At 72.2% G+C, this 14,962-nt stretch carries 15 protein-coding genes; 4 read left to right on the top strand and 11 right to left on the bottom strand.

Going from position 1 to position 14,962, the window contains the following annotated elements:
- Position 1 precedes the first annotated feature (1 nt).
- Together argF and ACFFJB_RS03680 are read right to left on the bottom strand one after the other, a co-directional pair.
- Positions 2-1,018: an ornithine carbamoyltransferase gene (argF, locus tag ACFFJB_RS03685; RefSeq protein WP_376829586.1), complete on the bottom strand. Its 1,017-nt coding sequence runs from the start codon at positions 1,016-1,018 to the stop codon at positions 2-4.
- A complete protein-coding gene (locus ACFFJB_RS03680) occupies positions 1,015-2,220 on the bottom strand; it encodes an aspartate aminotransferase family protein (protein WP_376829584.1) in 1,206 nt (401 codons plus the stop codon). Before ACFFJB_RS03680 ends, argF begins: the two co-directional genes overlap by 4 nt.
- Positions 2,221-2,804: 584 nt before the next feature.
- Between ACFFJB_RS03680 and ACFFJB_RS03675 the strand changes: the two genes are divergently transcribed.
- Positions 2,805-3,386, top strand: a complete 582-nt coding sequence (locus tag ACFFJB_RS03675; protein ID WP_376829582.1) for a GcrA family cell cycle regulator — start codon at positions 2,805-2,807, stop codon at positions 3,384-3,386.
- A 201-nt stretch (positions 3,387-3,587) separates the two neighbouring features.
- Here ACFFJB_RS03675 and phoB read toward each other — a convergent pair whose 3' ends face one another.
- The 8 genes from phoB to ACFFJB_RS03635 form a co-directional block, all read right to left on the bottom strand.
- Entirely contained in the window at positions 3,588-4,286 is a 699-nt protein-coding gene (phoB, locus tag ACFFJB_RS03670; RefSeq protein ID WP_376829580.1) for a phosphate regulon transcriptional regulator PhoB, read from the bottom strand.
- A 48-nt stretch (positions 4,287-4,334) separates the two neighbouring features.
- Positions 4,335-5,048: a phosphate signaling complex protein PhoU gene (gene phoU, locus ACFFJB_RS03665; RefSeq protein WP_376829578.1), complete on the bottom strand. Its 714-nt coding sequence runs from the start codon at positions 5,046-5,048 to the stop codon at positions 4,335-4,337.
- 104 nt (positions 5,049-5,152) lie between these two features.
- Positions 5,153-5,917 carry a phosphate ABC transporter ATP-binding protein PstB gene (pstB, locus tag ACFFJB_RS03660; protein ID WP_376832522.1) on the bottom strand — a complete coding sequence of 255 codons (765 nt, stop codon included), beginning with the start codon at positions 5,915-5,917 and terminating at the stop codon, positions 5,153-5,155.
- Between the two features lie 82 nt (positions 5,918-5,999).
- Entirely contained in the window at positions 6,000-6,869 is an 870-nt protein-coding gene (gene pstA, locus ACFFJB_RS03655; RefSeq protein ID WP_376829576.1) for a phosphate ABC transporter permease PstA, read from the bottom strand.
- Between the two features lie 3 nt (positions 6,870-6,872).
- Entirely contained in the window at positions 6,873-7,778 is a 906-nt protein-coding gene (gene pstC, locus ACFFJB_RS03650) for a phosphate ABC transporter permease subunit PstC (protein WP_376832520.1), read from the bottom strand.
- Between the two features lie 324 nt (positions 7,779-8,102).
- Entirely contained in the window at positions 8,103-9,119 is a 1,017-nt protein-coding gene (gene pstS / locus ACFFJB_RS03645) for a phosphate ABC transporter substrate-binding protein PstS (protein WP_376829574.1), read from the bottom strand.
- Positions 9,120-9,318: 199 nt separating this feature from the next.
- On the bottom strand, positions 9,319-10,614 hold the full coding sequence (locus ACFFJB_RS03640) for an ATP-binding protein (RefSeq protein WP_376829572.1): 1,296 nt from the start codon (positions 10,612-10,614) through the stop codon (positions 9,319-9,321).
- 126 nt (positions 10,615-10,740) lie between these two features.
- Positions 10,741-11,778 (bottom strand): lysylphosphatidylglycerol synthase domain-containing protein, encoded by a 1,038-nt coding sequence (locus ACFFJB_RS03635; RefSeq protein ID WP_376829570.1) that lies wholly within the window; start codon positions 11,776-11,778, stop codon positions 10,741-10,743.
- A gap of 220 nt (positions 11,779-11,998) precedes the next feature.
- Here ACFFJB_RS03635 and ACFFJB_RS03630 point away from each other — a divergent pair, with 220 nt between their 5' ends.
- The 3 genes from ACFFJB_RS03630 (at position 11,999) to ACFFJB_RS03620 (ending at position 13,986) form a co-directional block, all read left to right on the top strand.
- Positions 11,999-13,087, top strand: coding sequence for an NAD-dependent epimerase/dehydratase family protein (locus ACFFJB_RS03630; protein ID WP_376829568.1), 1,089 nt, complete (start codon positions 11,999-12,001; stop codon positions 13,085-13,087).
- Positions 13,088-13,169: 82 nt separating this feature from the next.
- Positions 13,170-13,598, top strand: a complete 429-nt coding sequence (locus ACFFJB_RS03625; RefSeq protein WP_376829566.1) for an Hsp20 family protein — start codon at positions 13,170-13,172, stop codon at positions 13,596-13,598.
- Positions 13,599-13,755: 157 nt separating this feature from the next.
- Positions 13,756-13,986 carry a BQ00720 family protein gene (locus tag ACFFJB_RS03620; protein WP_376829564.1) on the top strand — a complete coding sequence of 77 codons (231 nt, stop codon included), beginning with the start codon at positions 13,756-13,758 and terminating at the stop codon, positions 13,984-13,986.
- A 125-nt stretch (positions 13,987-14,111) separates the two neighbouring features.
- Here the strand turns inward: ACFFJB_RS03620 and ACFFJB_RS03615 are convergent, their stop codons facing one another.
- Positions 14,112-14,897: an alpha/beta hydrolase gene (locus ACFFJB_RS03615; RefSeq protein WP_376829562.1), complete on the bottom strand. Its 786-nt coding sequence runs from the start codon at positions 14,895-14,897 to the stop codon at positions 14,112-14,114.
- Positions 14,898-14,962: the final 65 nt, after the last annotated feature.

Below are 14,962 nucleotides of genomic sequence, written 5' to 3'. Positions count from 1 at the left end.
GTCAGTCCACCGCGCGCAGGCACCAGGCGAGGACGCCCTTCTGCGCGTGCAGGCGGTTCTCGGCCTCGTCGAACACCACCGACTGCGGCCCGTCCATCACCTCGTCGGTCACCTCCTCGCCGCGGTGCGCCGGCAGGCAGTGCATGAAGATGGCGTTCTTCGCCGCCTTCGCCATGAGGGCCGCGTTCACCTGGTAGGGCTGCAGCAGCTTCTGGCGGAGCTGCCCGCTCTCCTCGTCGCCCATCGACACCCAGCAGTCGGTGATCACCGCCTCGGCGCCGCGCACGGCCTCCTCCGGGTCCTCGGTGAGGGTCACCCTGGCGCCGCTCTGGCGGATGAACTCCAGCACCGCCGGCGACGGGCCGAGGTCCTTCGGGGACGCGGCGGCGATCTCGAAGTCGAGCCGCGCCGCGGCGTGGATCCAGGAGGCGAGCACGTTGTTGCCGTCGCCGGTCCAGGCGACCTTGCGGCCGGTGATGGGGCCGAGACGCTCCTCGAAGGTGAGCAGGTCAGCCATGATCTGGCACGGATGCGACAGCTTGGTGAGGCCGTTGATCACCGGCACGCTGGCGTACTCGGCCAGCTCGAGCATGGCGCCGTGATCCAGAATGCGGATCATCATGGCGTCGACATAGCGCGACATCACCCGGGCGGTGTCGGCGATGGTCTCGCCGCGTCCCAGCTGCATTTCCTGGCCGGTGAGCATGATGGTCTCGCCGCCCAGCTCGCGCATGGCGAGGTCGAAGGAGACGCGGGTGCGGGTGGACGGCTTGTCGAAGATCATCGCCAGCGACTTGCCGGCGAGCGGCCTGAAGGCGGCGCGCTCGCCGCGGCGGCGGGCCGCCTTCAGGCGGGCGGCGATATCAAGAACATGGCGCAGCTCGTCGCCGGTGAAATCGGCGATGTCGAGAAAATTGCGCCGCGGCTGCGACGGAGACGACAAATTCGGATCCTTCAATGTCTCGGGCGACAGGCTGATCTGGCCGGCCGCCGGCGTCCCTCCTGAAAACGCGTTCATGACGCTGCTCCCGCGCTGGCGCCGCGCAGTTCCTTCTGCAGGGCCGCCGCTGCGGCCTCAAGCCGCGAGAGCCCCACCAGCGCCTCTTCCTCGCTGATGATCAGGGGCGGCAGCAGGCGCACGGTGTTGTCGCCGGCCCCCACCACGATCAGCTTCTGCTCCAGCGCCGCGGCGCTGAACTGCGTGTTCGGCACGTTCAGCTTCAGGCCCAGCAGCAGGCCCTCGCCGCGCACCTCCAGGATGACGTGGGGATAGCGGTCGCGCAGTTCGGCGAGACGCTGGCGCATCAGCAGGCTGACCTGGTTGACATGGTCGAGGAAGCCCGGCTGCAGCACCACGTCGAGCACGGCGTTGCCCACGGCCATGGCCAGCGGATTGCCGCCGAAGGTGGTGCCGTGCGTGCCGGCGGTCATGCCCTTGCCGGCCTCCAGGGTCGAGAGGCAGGCGCCCAGCGGGAAGCCGCCGCCGAGCCCCTTGGCCACCGCCATGACGTCCGGCGTCACCCCCGCCCACTCATGGGCGAACAGCCTGCCCGTGCGGCCGACGCCGGTCTGCACCTCGTCGAAGATCAGCAGCAGGCCATGGGCGTCGCACAGCTCGCGCAGGCGCCGCAGCTTCGCCGGCGGCGCCACCCGCACGCCGCCCTCGCCCTGGATGGGCTCGATGAGAATGGCGCCGGTCTGCGGGCCGATGGCGGCCTCCAGCGCCGCGTCGTCGTCCAGCCGCACCTGGTCGAAGCCGTCCACCTTCGGGCCGAAGCCCTCCAGATATTTGGCCTGGCCGCCGGCGGCGATGGTGGCGAGGGTGCGGCCGTGGAAGGCGCCCTCGAAGGTGATGATGCGGTACCGCTCCGGCTGGCCATTCACGGCGTGGTATTTGCGCGCCATCTTGATGGCGCACTCCAGCGCCTCGGCGCCGGAGTTCACGAAGAATGCCTGGTCGGCGAAGCTGTTGTCGACGAGCCGCTGCGCCAGCCGCTCGCCCTCCGGAATGCGGAACAGGTTGGAGGTATGCCACAGCTTCCGCGCCTGGGCGGTGAGCGCCGCCACCAGATGGGGATGGGCGTGGCCAAGCGCGTTGACCGCGATGCCGGAGCCAAAGTCGAGATATCGCTCGCCGTCGCGCGTGCAGAGCCAGACTCCCTCGCCCTTCTCGAACTGGAGATCAATCCGCGCAAACGTTGGCAACAGCGGCGACGTCACTGACCGCACTCCCTGATGGCGACGCCGCCCCGGCGGCGAGGCCGCGCCGCCCGGATCCGCCGTCGCGTCCGGGCCGCTGCGGATCCCTGTATCCCGGCGGTCCCGGCGTCCGTGAAAATCAAAGTGCCGCCCACGTCGGGCGGCACTGGCGGCATTTTATGCCAGGCGGCGGAGGTGTCAATTAACGATATCCGCCGGAGCGTCCTGCGTTTCCCGGCGGGTCTGCGCGCCCCCGCCTGGCGCGCGTGCGTCCGCACGCGGCGGCCCGCGGCGCGGCGCCGGCGGGCGGGCGCCCCCGGCCTTCCGGCCCGGTTCACGCCGCCGTGACGACGGCACCCGGGCCGCGGCGGACAAATCGTTGAAAAATGGTAAGTTCGGGCTCGATTTCATCAGCTTCCTGGGGAAAACAGAAACGGCGCGCCGCGTCCGGTTGAAGGCCGCTCCCGCTATCTTGTATGGTCCCCGGCATATCCCACGACATTTCGTGGCGCCATCTGTTTGGCGGGAACAATTTTGCGTAGCTGAGCCAGTTCAGCGCGTTTACGCGGATTTGCCGTCAGCGCGATTTTGGTGCGGAGGAACGTATGAGCGAGGCTGGAAGCGGCTGGACCGACGAACGGGTCGAACTGCTGAAAAAGCTCTGGTCGGAAGGTCTCAGCGCCAGCCAGATCGCCACGGCGATGGGCGGCGTCACCCGCAATGCGGTCATCGGCAAGGTGCACCGGCTCGGCCTGTCGGGCCGGGCGCGCACGCCCGCCGGCGCCCAGAAGCCGCGCAAGACGGTGACGGTGGCCGGCGCCGCCGCGCGCGCCACGGTGACCGCGGTGGCCGCCCGCGGCGCGGCCGCGGCCAGCGTGCAGGCGGCCCAGGCCGTCGTGGCCTCCCAGGCGGCGGCGGTCGCCGCCGTGCAGGTGCCGCTGGCCCCGGAGACGCCCGCGCCGCCGCCGCCGGTGGTCGCGGCTGATCCCGCCGCGGCGCCGGAGTCCCAGCGGGTCACCATCATGGAGCTGCGAGAGAACATGTGCCGCTGGCCCATGGGCGACCCCACCTCGGCGGATTTCTGCTTCTGCGGCAACCGCACCACGCCCGGCGTGCCTTACTGCGACTTCCACAGCCGCATCGCCTACCAGCCGCCGGAGCGCCGCCGCGACCGCCGCGGCAACTGAGCCGCCCGGGACGTCAGGGAGAGGGCTTCCCATACGGAAGGCTTCGCGCGGAGGTTCTCCGCAAGGAGTGGGCGCCGCGGCCGGCGCCCGCCGAACCCGCCGCAAGGCGGGTTTTTTGTCGCCCGTCCCCGCCCTGTCGGTCGTGGCTGCCTGTCGTGACGGAGGCGTCCGGCCCTGCCGGCGCCGGCGCGCTCCTCCGGCTCAGCGGCGGGCGAAGGTTTCGTCGAAGGAATAGCCGGCGCCGCGCACGGTGCGGATCGGGTCGGGCTCGCCGGGCCGGTTGAGCGCCTTGCGCAGGCGCCCCACGTGCACGTCCACCGTGCGCTCGTCGATGTAGACGTCGCGGCCCCAGACGCCGTCCAGCAGCTGCTCGCGGGCGTAAACTCGCCCGGGCGCCTGCATCAGGAACTCCAGCAGGCGGAACTCGGTGGGGCCGAGATGCACCTCGCGGCCGGCGCGGCGCACGCGGCGGGCGTCGCGGTCCAGTTCGATGTCGCCCGCCGCCAGCAGCGAGGCGGCGAGCCCGGGCCGGGCCCGGCGCAGCAGCGCCCGCACCCGCGCCAGCAGTTCCGGCACGGAGAAGGGCTTGACCACATAGTCGTCGGCGCCGGTGGAGAGGCCGCGCACGCGCTCCGCCTCCTCGCCGCGGGCGGTGAGCATGATCACCGGCAGCGTCGCCGTTTCGCGGCGCAGCCGCAGCCGGCGGCACAGCTCAATGCCGGAGAGGCCGGGCAGCATCCAGTCCAGCACCAGCAGGTCCGGCGGCGTCTCCTGCAGGCGCAGCTCGGCCTCGTCGCCACGGGCGACGGTTTCGACCACGTGGCCGTCGGCCTCGAGATTGTAGCGCAGCAGCAGCGCCAGCGCCTCCTCGTCCTCAACCACCAGAATGCGCGTCGCCATGTCCGCTCTCCCGGTTGCGGCGCGGCGCCGGGGCGCCGGCGCGCCCCGTCAGGCGCCGTCGCCGGGCGCCTCGAAGCTGCTGGAATCGTTCTTGGGCCGCTCGGTGACGAGCGGATTTCCGGTGACCAGGTAGTAGATGGTCTCGGCGATGTTGGTGGTGTGGTCGCCGATGCGCTCGATGTTCTTGGCGCAGAACAGCAGGTGGGTGCAGAAGCCGATGTTGCGCGGGTCCTCCATCATGTAGGTGAGGAGCTCGCGGAACAGCGAGGTGTAGAGGGCGTCGATTTCGCCGTCGCGCTTCCACACGTCGAGGGCGACGTTGACGTCCTGCTGGGTGAAGCCGTCGAGCACGTCCTTGAGCTGCTCCTGCACCAGGTCGCTCATGTGCTCGACGCCGACGACGATGCGCGCCGGCTGCATCTGGCCGCTGATGGCCACGGCGCGCTTGGCGATGTTCTTGGCGAGGTCGCCGATGCGCTCCACGTCGCCGGCGACGCGGATGGCGGAGATGATCTCGCGCAGGTCCACGGCCATGGGCTGGCGGCGGGCGATGGTGAGCACCGCCTGTTCCTCGATCTCGCGCTGCAGCGTGTCGAGACGGCTGTCGGAGGCGATGACCGACTGGGCGAGATCGGCGTCGCGCCGCACCAGGGCGCGGGTGGCGTCGTCCAGCATCTTCTCGGCGATGCCGCCCATCTCGACCACGCGGCCGCGCAGCGCGGCCAGTTCGGCGTCATAGGCGGAAACGATATGCTCGGCCATGGTGTCACTCCCCTGCGGAGCGGCGCAGGCGCCGGCTCCGTCTGATGCTGTCCTGCCCCGCCCGGAGGGCGCTCCGGAGCGGCGGCGCGCCGGCCGCCCGCGCCTCAGCCGAAGCGGCCGGTGATGTAGTCCTGGGTGCGCTGGTCGGACGGCGTGGTGAAGATGCGCGAGGTTTCGCCGAACTCGATCAGCTCGCCCATGTACATGAAGGCGGTGTACTCCGAGCAGCGCGCCGCCTGCTGCATGTTATGGGTGACGATGGCGATGGTGTAGTCCGTCTTGAGCTCGTCGATCAGCTCCTCGATCCGGGCCGTGGAGATGGGATCGAGCGCCGAGCACGGCTCGTCGAGCAGGATCACCTCGGGCCGGATGGCCACGGTGCGGGCGATGCACAGGCGCTGCTGCTGGCCGCCGGAGAGGCTCTGGCCCGAGGCGTGGAGCTTGTCCTTCACCTCGTTCCACAGGGCGGCGCGGCGCAGCGAGCTCTCCACCCGCTCGTCCATCTCCGCCTTCGACAGTTTCTCGTACAGACGCACGCCGAAGGCGATGTTGTCATAGATGCTCATCGGGAACGGCGTCGGCTTCTGGAACACCATGCCCACGCGCGAGCGCAGGTAGTTCAGGTCCTGCCTGGGCGAGAGGATGTTCTCGCCGTCCAGCAGCACCTCCCCTTCCGCCCGCTGGCCCGGATAGAGGTCGTACATGCGGTTGAGAATGCGCAGCAGCGTGGACTTGCCGCAGCCGGAAGGGCCGATGAAGGCCGTGACCCGGCGCTCGTACAGCGGCAGGGTGACGCCTTTCAGCGCCAGGACGTCGCCGTAATAGAACTTCAGGTTGCGGACGGAGATTTTCTCGACGGCTGGCTGCATCTGCGGCCTGGCTCCTGCGGCGGTCGGGGCGGGCGCCGCCACGGCGGCGCGGGCTGTCAGGGTCATGGCGACGGCTCCCGGATTACTGGCGGCTTCTGGCGGCGATGGCGCGGGCGATCACCGACAGGACCAGCACCGACAGGGTGATGACCAGCGCTCCCGTCCAGGCCAGCTGCTGCCAGTCCCGGTAAGGCGAGAGCGCGAACTGGAAGATGACCACCGGCAGGCTGGCCATGGGCGCGTTGAGGCTGGCGCCGCCGAACTGGTTGTTGAGGGCGGTGAACAGCAGCGGCGCGGTTTCGCCCGAGATGCGCGCCACCGCCAGCAGCACGCCGGTGATCATGCCGGCCCGCGCGGCGCGGTAGGCGATGCGGCGGATCACCATGTAGCGCGGCATGCCCAGCGCCGCCGCAGCCTCGCGCAGCTGGTTGGGCACCAGGTTGAGCATGTCCTCGGTGGTGCGCACCACCACCGGAATGACGATGATGGCCAGCGCCACGCCGCCGGCGAGGCCGGAGAAATGGCCCATCTTCACCACCATCGCTTCATAGACGAACAGGCCGATGACGATGGAGGGGGCGCTGAGCAGGATGTCGTTGATGAAGCGCACCACCGGCGCGAGGCGCGAATGGGCGCCGTATTCGGCCAGCCAGGTGCCGGCCAGCACGCCGACCGGCGCGCCGATGACCACGCCGAGTCCGGTCATCGCCAGACTGCCGGTGATGGCGTTGAGCAGGCCGCCGGCGGAGCCGGGCGGCGGGGTGTCCTGGGTGAACACGCTCCACGACAGGCCGGCGGCGCCGTTCCAGATGAGGCCGGCGAGGATCAGCGCCAGCCAGGTGACGCCAAGAACCGCGGCGGCCACGCACAGGGCCATCATCACGGCGTTGCGCCGCTTGCGGGCCGCGTAGCGGGCGGACGGACGCGCGGCGGAGGCGGTCTCCTGCGTCATGGCTCAGCTCCCCGCTTTCTGCTCCAGCCGCCGCAGCATGTAGCGCGCGGCGGCGAGCACGATGAAGGTGATGATGAACAGCAGCAGGCCGAGGGCGATCAGCGACGAGGTGTAGATGTCGCCCACCGCCTCGGTGAATTCGTTGGCGATGGTGGCCGAGATGGTGGTGGCCGGCGCCAGCAGCGAGGCGGAGATCTTGTGGGCGTTGCCGATGACGAAGGTCACGGCCATGGTTTCGCCCAGCGCCCGGCCCAGCCCCAGCATGACGCCGCCGATGACGCCGACCCGGGTGTAGGGCAGCACCACATGGCGCACCACCTCCCAGCGGGTGCAGCCCACGCCGTAGGCCGCCTCCTTCAGCACCGGCGGCACGGTGGCGAACACGTCGCGGGCGATGGAGGTGATGAACGGCAGCACCATGATGGCCAGCACCAGGCCGGCGGTGAGCATGCCGATGCCGTAAGGCGGCCCGGCGAACAGCGCCGAAAGCCCCGGCACGTGGCCGAAGGCGCCGATCAGGAACGGCTGCACCGTCTGCTGCAGGAACGGGGCGAACACGAACAGGCCCCAGATGCCGTAAATGATCGAGGGAATGCCGGCCAGCAGCTCGATGGCGACGCCGATGGGCCGGCGCAGCGCCTGCGGGCACAGCTCGGTGAGGAAAATGGCCACCCCAAGCCCCACCGGCACGGCGATGATCATGGCGATCAGCGAGGTCACCAGCGTGCCGTACACCGGCGCCAGGGCGCCGAACTGCTCGGTGACCGGGTTCCAGGCCTCCGAGGTGATGAAGCCGAAACCGAACTCCCGGAAGGCGGGCATGGCCCCGTTCGCCAGCGCCAGCATCACGCCGCCCAGCAGCGCCAGCACCATCAGGGCGGCCGCGCGCGTGACGTTGTGGAAGAGCATGTCGCCGACGCGGAAACGGCCGAGGGCCTGGCTCCTGTCCGGCGCCCGCGTGCGGGCTGGTGCGTCTGCGGCGGGTGGCGTATCGCTCATCAATGGCCCCAACTGACATGCAGCCCCGCCGCCCGGCTTTCCGCCGGAGCGGCCGCGGCGCGGGCTGCGACCGGCGGCGGCGGAGGGTCGCCCGACCCGCCGCCGACTCCGCCCTGACGCAAACGCCTTACGGCGCCCGCCGCCGTCAGGGAAGCGCCCGGCGACAGGCTGCGCCGCCGCGCCGCTCCCCGCAGGGCGCGCGTCCGGCGCGCGGCGCCGGACGCCGCGACGGTTTTACCTTACCGCGATTTTTTTCCACTCTTCACGGATCTTCGCCACCACCGGCGCGGGCAGCGGAATGTAGACGAGCTCCTCGGCCATGGGGCCGCCCCTGTCGAAGGCCCAGCTGAAGAACGCCAGCGCCGTGGCCGCCGCGGCCGGGTCGCGCGGCTGCTCCGGCATCAGGATGAAGGTGGCGGCGGCGATGGGCCAGGCGTCCGCGCCGGGCTGGTCGGTGAGAATCACGCCGAAGCCGGGCTCCGAGTCCCAGTCGGCGCTGGCGGCGGCGGCCTGGAAGGTCTTCATGTCCGGCGCCACCACATTGCCGGCGCGGTTTTTCATGCGCGTCCAGGCGATGTCGTTCTGCTTGGCGTAGGCGTACTCCACATAGCCGATCGAGCCCCGGGTCTGGCTGACGTTGGCGGCCACGCCCTCATTGCCCTTGGCGCCGAGGCCCACGGGCCAGGCCACGGCGGTGGCCGAGCCGACCTTCTCCTTCCACTCCGGGCTCACCTTGCTGAGATAACTGGTGAAGTTGAAGGTGGTGCCGGAGCCGTCCGAGCGGCGCACCACGGCGATGGCCGTGGCGGGCAGGTTCACGTCCGGATTGAGCGCGCGGATGGCCGGATCGTCCCAGGTCTTCACCTTGCCGAGATAGATGTCGGCGAGAGTCTTGCCGTCGAGCACGAGTTCGCCGGGGCCGACGCCGGGCAGGTTCACCACCGGCACGATGCCGCCCATCACCGTGGGAAACTGGACGAGGCCGTCCTTCGCCAGCTCGGCGCCCTTCAGGGGCGCGTCGGTGGCGCCGAAGGTGACGGTGCGGGCGCGGATCTGCTTCACGCCGCCGCCGGAGCCGATGGACTGGTAGTTCACCTTGTGGCCGGTCTCCCTGCGCCAGGCGTCGGCCCACTTGGCGTAAACCGGGTAGGGGAAGCTTGCCCCTGCGCCGGAAATTTCGGCGGCCTGGGCCGGCGCGGTCAGCGCCGCGAGGACCATGCCGGCGGCGACGGCGAGCTTGCTGAGTTTCACGGAGCTTCTCCAGCTTTCGTGGACCGTGGCGCCGGGACGGGACGCGGCCGCCGCTGGGCCGGCGCGACGCCTGTCGCGGCGTCGCCTGTCTATAGCCAGGCGATGACGCTTGTGTGACACGACAAACCTTCCGCCACGGCGGACGTTCGCGCAATCCGGGCGCGCCCGCGCCCCTCCCCCTGCCGCCCCGGCGCCGTCATTAGCCGTCCCGGGAGCGGCGCCCCGGCAGCGTCACCCGCGCCAGCAGCCCCTCTCCCGGCTGGCTGCTGAACTGCAGGCGGCCGCGATGGCGCAGCACGATGTGGCGGACGATGGCGAGGCCGAGGCCGGAGCCGCTGCGGTCGCCCTCGTTCACCCTGTAGAAGCGCTCGGCGAGGCGCGGCAGGTGCTCCGGAGCGACTCCCGGACCGAAGTCGCGCACCGTCAGCGTCACCTCCCCGTCCCCACCGGCGGTCACGGCCAGCTCCACCCGGCCGCCGGAGGCGCCGTAGCGCAGCGCGTTCTGCAACAGGTTCTCCACCACGCGCATCAGCTCGTCGCGGTCGCCGGTCACCGGCGCGCCGCCAGGCGGCAGGTCGCGGACGACCGTCACGCCGGCGCGCGCCGCCACCGGCTCCATGGCGTCGGCGATGCCGGCGGCCACGGCGGCGAGATCCACCCGCGTCGCCGGCGGCTGGTGGGCGCGCGTCTCGATGCGCGACAGCGACAGCAGGTCGTCGATGAGCCGCTTCATGCGCAGCGCCTGTTCGCGCATCACCGTGAGAAAGCGCTCGCGCGCGGCGGCGTCGTCGCGGGCCGGTCCCTGGAGGGTTTCGATGAAGCCGAGCAGGCTGGCCAGCGGCGTGCGCAGCTCGTGGCTGGCGTTGGCGATGAAGTCGGCGCGCATCTGTTCGAGGCGCTGGCTGGCGGTGAGATCGCGCAGGCTCACCAGCGCGCCGCGGCCGTCGCCGGCGTCAAACGGCGTCACCGTCGCCTCAAACAGCCGCTCCACCGGCGCCCGCCATGACAGCTGCGCCACGCGCGGACCCTCCCCGGCCAGCGCCGCCTCCAGGGCGGCGCGGAACTCCGGCGCGCGCAGCACAAACGCCAGCGGCCGCCCGGCGGCGACAGCCGGCAGCAGCGCCTTCGCCGCCGGCGAGGCGGCCAGCACCCGCCCCCGGCTGTCCACGGCGAGGCACGGGTCCGGCAGCGCCCGCAGCAGCGCGCCGAGGGCGTCGCCGGCGCCCGCGCGCCCGCCGGCGGCGGAACGCGCCGGCGCGCCGGCCCCGGCGGCGGCGCCGTCGCCGGCCGGACCGGAGCGCGGCAGCAGGCACAGTACGGCGGCGAGGAGCGCCCACGCCCACAGCGGCGCCAGCGGCGGATCAAGCACGGGCGCAAGGGCGGCGCCGGCGCCGGCCCCGGCGGCGGCCAGCGCCACGGCGCGCAGGCGCGGGCGCAGCCAGCCGGACCACGCCCGCCGCAGCCAGGCGGTCTTCGGCCGGGGCTCGCCGGTCATGGCGCCTGCTCCCCGGCCGGCGCGGGCGCGCCGGCGCGGCGGCATGTGGGCGTGCTGCGGGTGGGCATGGCGCAACGCATCGGCCAGTCCCTTGTCACGGGGCGCCTTCCGCCGGCCGCAGGGGCGTCAGGGCCTTGCGCCGGCGCGTCCGGATTGCAGTCGTCTGGCGACTTCGTAGCCGCCGAGCAGGGCCAGCGCCAGCAGGAACGGCAGCAGATAATATATCAGGCGGAACAGCAGCAGCGCCCCCAGCACCCGCGAGCCGTTCAGCGCCGACAGCGACACCAGCATGGCGGCCTCGAACACGCCGATGCCGCCCGGCGCATGGCTGATGACCCCGAGCATGCAGGCGCAGACATAAATGGCGAGGAAGCTGCCGAAGGTGACGTCATGCCCGGCCGGCAGCAGCACGTAAAGCACGCCGGCGGCGGCGCAGACGTCGCCAGCCCCCAGCGCCATCTGGCCCAGCGACAGGCGCAGGCCCGGCAGCTCCAGCCGCCAGCCCTTCACCGCCACGTAACGGTTTTTCGCCGACACCCACGCCAGATAGGCGGCCACGGTCGCGGCGGTGAGCAGCCCGGCCAGCTGGTTGAGCTGGATCGAGGTGTGGGTGAGCAGCGAGATCTCCCCCGCCTCGCGCATCAGGCACCAGGCCAGCACCGCGCCCATGCCGAGCCAGAAGGTGATGCCGGCGATCACCGTGAGGCTGGCGATCTGCCCCGGCTTCACCCCGCGTCCGGAATAGATCCAGTAGCGCACCGTGCCGGAGGTGAGCAGCGGAAATCCGAGGGTGAAGCTCACGGCGTAGCTGGTGAAGGAGCCGAGGGCGGTGGTGCGGTACGGCACCTTCAGGCGCAGCTGGCGCAGGGCGAGACAGTCGTAGCCGGTGAGGAACAGGTAGCTCAGCGCGGTGAGCCCCGCCGCCACGCCCAGCCGGCTCCACGGGGTCTGGGCCAGGGCCGACATCACCTCGGCGAGGCTGATGGCGTGGGCCGTCCGCCACAACACCCAGGCGGAGGCGGCGAAAATGGTCACGCTGGCCGCCACGCCCAGCCAGGAGAGCGGGCTGCGGCGGCGCGGCGCGGCCGCGACGCGCTCCCCGGCGTCCGCCGGCGCCGCGCCGTCCGCGTCGACCGCGGGCGTCGGGGATGATCCGCCTGTCATCAATATCCTTCCGGTTGCGGGAACCGTCTGTCGCCAGAAGCGCAACGGCGGAGGCCGCGACATGGTTCGCCCGCGGGACGACGCGCGCCCCGCGGCCTGCGGAAGCGGCATATTCCAGCCGCCCCGGCCAGATCAACCGCGTCCGCGGCGCGCGGCCGCGCCGGAACGGGCGGCGGGCCGCGGTTGATTTCGCCCCGCCGGCGGCCCAAGCATGCATAACATGAGCGAGCACGGCCTGAACATCTCCGCCGCCCCCGCGCGCGGCGGCGCCTTTCCCGGACGCGACCCCATCGCCGGCATGCGCGTCGCCGTCACCGGCGTCACGGGCTTCATCGGCCGGGCGCTGGTCCGCCATCTGCATGAGCGGGGCGCGACGCTCACCCTGCTGGCGCGCGCGGCCCCGGAAGGGAGGCCGCCGGACGGGGCGCGCGTCGTGGCGCTCGGCGACTTCACCGGCCTCGCCGGGCCGGACGGCGCGCCGGCCCCGGCGCTCGTGGCGGCGCTCGCCGGCCATGACGCCGTCATTCATCTGGCCGGGCGCGCCCACCGCGCCGTGGGGAGCGGGGAAGCGGCGCTGGCGCTCTACCGCGCCCACAACGCCGCGCCCGCCGCGGCCGTCGCCCGCGCCGCCGCCAGCGCCGGCGTGCCGCACATGCTGTTCGCCAGCACCTCATACGTGCATGGCCACGTGACGGCGCCGGGGCGGCCGTTCCATGGCGACTCGCCGCTGGATCCCGCAGGAGCCTACGCGCTCAGCAAGGCGGAGGCGGAGATGACGCTGCGCCGCCTCGCCGGCGGGACCGGCCTTGCGGTCACCATCTTCCGCCCGGCGGCGGTGTACGGCCCTGCGCCGCCGGCCAACATCAGGGCGCTGGCGCGGGCGGTGGGCCGCGGCCTGCCGCTGCCGCTGGCCTCGGTGCGCAACCGGCGGTCATTCCTGGGGCTGGACAACCTCTGCGACTTCATCGGCCACGCGCTGGCGCGCCCGCCGGCGGCGGGCGGCGTGGCGGCGTGGACGCTGGCGGACGCGGAGCGGCCCTCCACGCCGGAGTTCGTGCGCCTGCTGGGCGCGGCGCTGGAGCGGCCGGCGCGGCTCGCGCCGTTTCCGCCGGCGCTGCTGCGGCTGGGGCTGGTCCTGGCCGGCCGGCGCGGCATGGCGGAGAGCCTGCTCGATTCCTTCGAGATCGACGTCGGCGCGGTGAGCGCGGCCACCGGCTGGCGCCCGCCCTTCACCCTGGCGGAAGGCCTGCGGCGCATGGCGCAAACGCCTGACCGCAAAAGCGGCGCCGCGGGCGGCGCCGGCGCTTGAAACCGCGGGGCCGCCTGCCTAAATCACGGGTGACGCCGCAGAGGCGGGTCAATCCACGAGGCGCCTTCTGAAAGGGCTTCGCATGACGCGAGCATCACCATTTTCCCATCCGTTCCTGCTTGGCTTCGACGAGATCGAGCAGGCGCTGGACCGGGCGGCCAAGGCCGCGACGGACGGCTATCCGCCCTACAACATCGAGCGCATCCAGCGCGGCGCGAACGAGCCGGAACGGCTGCGCATCACCCTCGCCGTCGCAGGATTCACCCGCGACCAGCTTGAGATCACGCTGGAGGAAAACCAGCTGGTGATCCGCGGCCGGCAGATTGAGGACAAGTCGCGCGTGTTCCTGCACCGGGGCATCGCGGCCCGCCAGTTCCAGCGTTCGTTCCTGCTGGCGGACGGCATGGAGGTGCTGGGCGCGGACCTGTCCAACGGCCTGCTTTCGGTCGACGTGGCCCGCCCCGACTCACAGCGCGTGGTGCGCCGCATCGACATCACCTCGCGGGACTGAGGTTCCGCGGGTCTCCAGGGTTTCGCGTCGTGGCCGCAGACCGGCCGGACGCGTACGGGCCGGGCCCATGAGGGCCGGCCAGACGCGGCGCGCGGATTTTGTGGCTCCGCGGCCGCGCAGCAGCGTCGCCCATGACGGGGACGCAAAGGAGGACGCCATGACCAGACCCGAATTCCCCCAGCCGCCTGCCGAAAGGGTGGCCTATGTGCGGCCCATCCGCTCCGAGGACGTGCAGCGGCTGTTTCCCCAGGCCCCGGCGCTGCAGCCCGGCATGCAGCTGTTTGCGCTGCTGATGGGCGACGGCACGCCGATCATGGTCACCGACACCCGTGACGCCGCGCTGGCCAACGCCTGGGCCAACGACCTCACCACCGTGAGCGTGCACTGAAACCGCGGGGCCGCGGCGGCGCCTGTCCGCCGCCGGCCCGCCGCGCGCAGCGGCCGCGACTGCTGGCGCGCCCGGCCTCCGCCGGGCGCTTTTTTTTTGGCCGGGACCGGTCCGGGATCCGCCCGTCAGCCCGCGCCGGCCGCCACCGCGCGCATCGCCTCCACCACCCGCGCCAGCAGGGCGATGTCCTGCGGGCGTGACAGGCGGTGATCGCCGTCGCGGATGTAGGTGATGCTGGCGCCGGCGGCCGGCAGCGCCTCGAACACGCGCCGGGCGTGGGTCCAGGGCACGTCCGGATCCTGCATGCCCTGCAGGATGTGCACGGGGCAGCCGGGATCGATGGGGCCGTCGAGCAGCAGGTGGCGGTCGCCGTCCTCAATGAGCCGGCGGGTGATGGGATAGGGCTCGTCGGAATATCCGGACGGACGCAGCCACACGCCCTCGTTCATGACGGCGGCGCGCGCCTCCTCCGGCATGGACTCCCACATCAGCCGGCGGGTGAAGTCGGCGGCGGGCGCGACCAGCGTCATGGCGCCGGGAGGATTGCCGGCCTTCGCCATCTCCCGCGCCGCCAGCAGCGCGATCCAGCCGCCCATGGACGACCCCACCAGCACCGGGCGCGGGCCGGCGTGACGGCTGATGACGGCGAGGGCGTCCTCCAGCCAAGTGGAGATGCAGAAATCCTCGAAGCGGCCGCCCGACTCGCCGTGGCCGCCATAGTCGAAGCGCAGATATGCGGCGCCGCTGGCGGCGGCGGCCCCGTCCAGCGCGGTCGCCTTGGTGGCCAGCATGTCCGACCGGAACCCGCCGAGCCAGACCACCGCCGGCGCCGCGCCGACGCGGCGGCGGAAGGCGATGCGACGGCGGGCCCCGCCCTCGCCCACCTCAAGGAATTCCGGAGCCGAAACCATTCTTGCGCCCTTTCCTGTCCTCTTTCCCCGTCACGCGCCCGGCCGCGGCCGGCCCGCGGCGCGAC

Origin of the sequence: Camelimonas abortus, from assembly GCF_042432745.1 — a bacterium.
In the GTDB taxonomy this organism is placed as follows: domain Bacteria; phylum Pseudomonadota; class Alphaproteobacteria; order Rhizobiales; family Beijerinckiaceae; genus Camelimonas; species Camelimonas abortus.
Note: the sequence above shows the minus strand (reverse complement) of the source record. Positions and strands in the feature narration are given on the sequence as shown.

What these genes read in the sequence shown, in the direction of transcription:
- ACFFJB_RS03625 (WP_376829566.1), top strand. Translation starts at nt 13,170, where the DNA reads ATGACGCGAGCATCACCATTTTCCCATCCGTTCCTGCTTGGCTTCGAC.
- ACFFJB_RS03620 (WP_376829564.1), top strand. Translation starts at nt 13,756, where the DNA reads ATGACCAGACCCGAATTCCCCCAGCCGCCTGCCGAAAGGGTGGCCTAT.
- ACFFJB_RS03615 (WP_376829562.1), bottom strand. Translation starts at nt 14,897, where the DNA reads ATGGTTTCGGCTCCGGAATTCCTTGAGGTGGGCGAGGGCGGGGCCCGC.
- pstA (WP_376829576.1), bottom strand. Translation starts at nt 6,869, where the DNA reads ATGACGCAGGAGACCGCCTCCGCCGCGCGTCCGTCCGCCCGCTACGCG.
- ACFFJB_RS03630 (WP_376829568.1), top strand. Translation starts at nt 11,999, where the DNA reads ATGAGCGAGCACGGCCTGAACATCTCCGCCGCCCCCGCGCGCGGCGGC.
- ACFFJB_RS03675 (WP_376829582.1), top strand. Translation starts at nt 2,805, where the DNA reads ATGAGCGAGGCTGGAAGCGGCTGGACCGACGAACGGGTCGAACTGCTG.
- pstB (WP_376832522.1), bottom strand. Translation starts at nt 5,917, where the DNA reads ATGCAGCCAGCCGTCGAGAAAATCTCCGTCCGCAACCTGAAGTTCTAT.
- pstC (WP_376832520.1), bottom strand. Translation starts at nt 7,778, where the DNA reads ATGCTCTTCCACAACGTCACGCGCGCGGCCGCCCTGATGGTGCTGGCG.
- phoU (WP_376829578.1), bottom strand. Translation starts at nt 5,048, where the DNA reads ATGGCCGAGCATATCGTTTCCGCCTATGACGCCGAACTGGCCGCGCTG.
- argF (WP_376829586.1), bottom strand. Translation starts at nt 1,018, where the DNA reads ATGAACGCGTTTTCAGGAGGGACGCCGGCGGCCGGCCAGATCAGCCTG.
- ACFFJB_RS03635 (WP_376829570.1), bottom strand. Translation starts at nt 11,778, where the DNA reads ATGACAGGCGGATCATCCCCGACGCCCGCGGTCGACGCGGACGGCGCG.
- phoB (WP_376829580.1), bottom strand. Translation starts at nt 4,286, where the DNA reads ATGGCGACGCGCATTCTGGTGGTTGAGGACGAGGAGGCGCTGGCGCTG.
- ACFFJB_RS03640 (WP_376829572.1), bottom strand. Translation starts at nt 10,614, where the DNA reads ATGACCGGCGAGCCCCGGCCGAAGACCGCCTGGCTGCGGCGGGCGTGG.